The organism is Bacteroides sp. 1_1_14, assembly GCF_000162515.1.
In the GTDB taxonomy this organism is placed as follows: Bacteria; Bacteroidota; Bacteroidia; order Bacteroidales; family Bacteroidaceae; genus Bacteroides; species Bacteroides thetaiotaomicron.
Map to the genome: position 1 here is coordinate 1 of NZ_GG774725.1, position 3,360 is coordinate 3,360.

Sequence of the window (3,360 nt, forward strand, 5' to 3'; positions counted from 1 at the left end):
TGACCGCACCAACTGTTCGATTAACCTGCTCTTCCAAGAAACAATAAATCATTTATCACTCAAAAACAGCGGAGTTATCAACTATTAAAGGATGATTTATCAATTATTAATGTCTGAAATATCAATCGTTAAGAATTGACACCTCAGACATTAATACACTGTAAATCAAATGACAAAATCAAACAAATGACAGATAATGATACATGGAAGAGTGAGAGCAAACACTTGCTATCATACCTGCTACCACAGTTGCTGCCATACCTGAAACAACGATGAATAAAGGGATGCAGACAAATTGTTAGAGCATGAGAGCAAAAACGCATTCAAATTACGTGGGGAGCCTGATTATCTCTAGGAGAATAATATGCTAGACCAAGAATCAGTTTACAACACAAAAAGTGACGGCGTAAGCGTCTCCGCGATGCCGTTACTTCTTCCATTTATCCGGTAATAGTCCTCTGAGATATTTTTTATTTGTATTGGGATTTACCATTACAAATTTGTTTAATATGTCTTTGAAGTATTCAAATGTATTAATTCCATTTAGCCTGCATGAACATGCCAGTGAATATATCAGTACTGCTCTTTTTGCTCCCTGATGACTTCCGCAAAATAGTGAGTTCCTTCTGCTCAGGCTTATATATCTGTTAATCCTCTCAATGGCATTATTGTCCATTTCATACTCGGGTCTGAGCATATAATTGCATAATGCTGGAAATTCATTCAGGGTATAATTGACCGCTTTGCCTAAATTACTTTTGGGTAAAGTCGTTTTTTTAGCCTGTATGGCAAGTAGGTTTTCCTTCAGCTCTGCCAATATGGGTGGTGCATGCTCCTTTCTATACTCCAGTATCTGCCCGGGTGTATATTCCGACGGTATTTCATGCTCCTTTCGGTAAAGCCTGTTAATGATTTCTACAATTCTTTGTGCATCCCTGTTTGCCGGTATATCCAGAAATTTACGTTTGCAATGTTGAAAACATGCCAGGCGGATTACATGGGGATATTCCTTTGTTTCCAATATCTTATAATCTGAGAATCCGTCACATTGTATGGCTCCCCGGTAATCCGGTTTTATGTAATCTGTCAGTACCTTTCTTGCCCTTGACCCATTCTCATAAAAGAAATGAACCAGTTTCGTACGAGCGGCTAAAGCCGCCCAGATATATACCTTGCAGGATGACTTTCCGGTTGCAGACTTCGGACCTTTCTCCAGGACAGTATAATAACTTTCATCCATATGCAGATAATCATCCTCCAAAATGGCCTCTTTGAGCGTTTCTTCCAGAATATCAAATAGCTGTGCGGTCTTCTTTATCAGTCCGTGCGCAGTGGATTTACTCATTTCAAAACCATTTTCGGCAAAGAACCTGACAATCCTTTCTACCGGCATGGAGTAAATGTAGCGCAATTGCAGGATGCCGGCAATGAAAGAGGCGTCATAATTGGAGTTTAATAAAGGAGCGGCAGGCAGTTTTCCGCATACGATGCCTCCCCGATACAAGTAATAATGCAGGTGGTTGATATGTTTGATATAACGGGGAGGAATATATTCATAACGTATGGAGTCTACCGTTTTCAGAAGCCGGGCCGCTTCAGGCAGGAAGCCCGGCAGGGACGGATAAATATCGTGTTCCTGTACTTCCAGTTCAAAGTACTCCTTGCGTTTGGCGTTATTGTTTCCACGTTCTTTGGGAGCATACTCCGGATGTTCCGTGTTACCTGATTTCTCAGAAAATGTGTCGGGGGAGACCTTCTCAGACTTCTGGCTTATAAGTTTGCTTAACGCATCTCTCGTATTTTTTACTTTTTCCAAAGAAGCATTCCTGGACACTAATGCCTGTTCAAGGGAGTGGATAGACTTTGTTAGTTCCTCTACCCGTGCGGTAAGCAAGCTGATATGTTCTGATTGTGCAACAAGCTGCTTCGACTGCAAAGCCAGTTGCAATGCCTGACTTTGAGTCTGCTCCGAGAGCTTATTGTTTTGCTCAAGTAATTGAGCATTCTGGGCTCTGGTAAATAACAGCTGCTCTTCCAGCAGTGAGATTATCCGCTCCTTGTTCATGAAACAAAGATACGGATAATTTGGATATGTTCAAAGAAGAAAATAGATTATAATAAATTGATAATCAAATGAATATCTCTATTATTTCTACATTTTAAAGCGTTTTCGCCAACGTCCTGAACGTAGCGGGATCCCTCTCATTATCATGAAAAACGTTTCCCATTCAAAACGATATAAGCCTCTGTCAGGCTGGAAACGGGGAAGTTCGAAAGTACCGGCTTCCAGCCGTTTATGATACAGAATAAATCCATCTTTATCCCAACGGAGTATTTTTACTATGTCTTTATTCTTTGAGAAGAACAAATACGCGTCACCGCTCAGAGGATTGGCCTTCATATCCTGACGAATCAGTTCGCAAAGGCAATCAACGCCTTTACCCATACTAATGTAACGGGGATACAAGTAATAGTTTAATGATTCATTCAGGCTGAACATACTTCTTGTCATTTACTCTGTTGTAGAAATCAATAAATCTGGTTAGGCCCAGAGGACTCGTCTGGCGGATATTCACTATCACACCATCGGGGAAAGTAATAGAAGCTCCTTTTATTACTTCTGATGGTTGCAGAACATAGGAGTCTGAATGCATCTCCGGGTGAGACAAAGGAAAATCATATTCGCGCTTTATATGCGTAAGAGCTGTTTCAGGAGAATGATTGCATTCTTCCAAAAGGGCATCGTAACGCATGGTGGTAACATCCAAGCCGTGACGATGCATCCATTGACGGACACTTTTTATTCTTACCTTGTACTGACGGCAGAAAGAATGAAAACTTAAATGAGGAATAGAAGCATCGCGAAGATGAGCCTTGTAGTCCGCAATAATTAAGGGGTAAATGGGGTTGGCTTCCATGTTTTTTGAGCCAAAGGTAAGAAAATACAAAAATTAAGGAAAGATGGCATCGCGGAGACGCTTACCTGCTTGTCTAAGTCACAAGCAAACTCCTACTTTTCACAATGTAGTGTACTGAATAAGTTGACACTTCAAAAATCGAAAATAAAGATGAAATATTCGAAAAAGAAGTACAACTATTACAGTGATGATGAACGAATGTCTTATATTCGTGAGTATTTATCAAGTCCCGAGAGCAAATCTGAGTTTTGTAAGCGTCACGGCTTTTGTGCCAAGCTTCTTACTTATTGGCTTAACAAGTATCAAATAGAAGACAAAGATATGGGTAGATCCTCTAAACCAGTAAATAGCGATGCTATTGATTCTAGTATTTCTGAGCTCCAGAAAGAACTATCGCTATTGCGTGCTGAGAACCGTAATTCATCGGGCTCTTGCTGATGAG

4 protein-coding genes are annotated in these 3,360 nt (G+C 40.5%); 1 reads left to right on the plus strand and 3 read right to left on the minus strand.

The window, feature by feature from the left end; translation table 11 throughout:
• Positions 1-427: 427 nt before the first annotated feature.
• From HMPREF9007_RS00280 to HMPREF9007_RS00270, 3 genes are all read right to left on the minus strand, one after another.
• Positions 428-2,065 (minus strand): IS66 family transposase, encoded by a 1,638-nt coding sequence (locus HMPREF9007_RS00280; RefSeq protein ID WP_008763884.1) that lies wholly within the window; start codon positions 2,063-2,065, stop codon positions 428-430.
• 87 nt (positions 2,066-2,152) lie between these two features.
• Positions 2,153-2,512: an IS66 family insertion sequence element accessory protein TnpB gene (gene tnpB, locus HMPREF9007_RS00275; RefSeq protein ID WP_277754735.1), complete on the minus strand. Its 360-nt coding sequence runs from the start codon at positions 2,510-2,512 to the stop codon at positions 2,153-2,155.
• Positions 2,484-2,918, minus strand: a complete 435-nt coding sequence (locus tag HMPREF9007_RS00270) for a hypothetical protein (protein WP_008763886.1) — start codon at positions 2,916-2,918, stop codon at positions 2,484-2,486. The genes tnpB and HMPREF9007_RS00270 overlap by 29 nt, the downstream gene beginning before the upstream one ends.
• 150 nt (positions 2,919-3,068) lie before the next feature.
• On the opposite strand from HMPREF9007_RS00270, the gene HMPREF9007_RS0125560 reads away from it, so the two are divergent.
• Positions 3,069-3,356: a transposase gene (locus HMPREF9007_RS0125560; RefSeq protein WP_032850847.1), complete on the plus strand. Its 288-nt coding sequence runs from the start codon at positions 3,069-3,071 to the stop codon at positions 3,354-3,356.
• Positions 3,357-3,360 lie beyond the last annotated feature (4 nt).